This is a genomic window from Methylobrevis pamukkalensis (assembly GCF_001720135.1).
Taxonomy (GTDB): Bacteria; Pseudomonadota; Alphaproteobacteria; order Rhizobiales; family Pleomorphomonadaceae; genus Methylobrevis; species Methylobrevis pamukkalensis.
In genome coordinates, this window is sequence record NZ_MCRJ01000289.1 from 1 (window position 1) to 806 (window position 806).

Here is an 806-nt window from a genome sequence, read left to right on the forward strand (position 1 = left end):
GGCAGCAATGCGGTCAAACGTCGCCAGGCCAGCCCGAACCTTCCCTCCCGACACCTCGAAGCGTGCAACTTCAAGGCAGGAGACAAGGCCCTCTCGCGGGGCCGTCCCGATCCGATCGCTTGCAGTCAAGGCCTCAAGCCTCTCCGCCGCGACAACCGGATCATCCGGACATGTCTTCTCTTCACGATGACAAGCGAACGAGCCGTCCGGAGCATGGCTCACGGACCGCAAATCTGTTCTCTTTTCCGATACGGGACCATCTGATCAACCCTGCCTCGCGCCTGACCCCGGCGAACCGGGGATCCTGGTGGAGGCAGACGGGATCGAACCGACGACCTCATGCTTGCAAAGCACGCGCTCTTCCAACTGAGCTATGCCCCCAGTTCAGGAACACGGTCATTTCCATCCGCCCCGAGGAGCGGACGGCACGCAGCAGCCATCGGCACGGCCTTGCAGAACAAGGCCAGGCCAGGCGCCACGGCGCGGGGCAGAAGAGTGGTGGGCATGAGTGGACTCGAACCACTGACCTCACGCTTATCAGGCGTGTGCTCTAACCACCTGAGCTACATGCCCGGTCCGTAGATCGCACGCGAAAGCCGAAGGTCAAATGTCCGTCGTCTTGCCGGCGACCCGTATCGAAGAAGAAAGAGAAACGAAGACGGCGGGTGCCCGCCCTTGGTGATCGGACCCGAGGCGCGTGAGCTCCTCGAGAGGACCTATGCGGTCCAACACGATCATGTGTTCTAAAACCCGTCAAGAGAGTGTCACGACCGCAAGCCGAAGCCGCAAGCCGTGAACGCACCGGG

Annotated in this window: 2 tRNA genes; both read right to left on the reverse strand. The window is 62.0% G+C overall.

The features are described 5' to 3' along the window. Nucleotides 1-305: 305 nt before the first annotated feature. A tRNA-Ala gene (locus A6302_RS20570) sits at nucleotides 306-381 on the reverse strand. 115 nt (nucleotides 382-496) lie between these two features. Next, nucleotides 497-573 (reverse strand) — tRNA-Ile (locus A6302_RS20575). Between the last annotated feature and the right edge of the window lie 233 nt (nucleotides 574-806).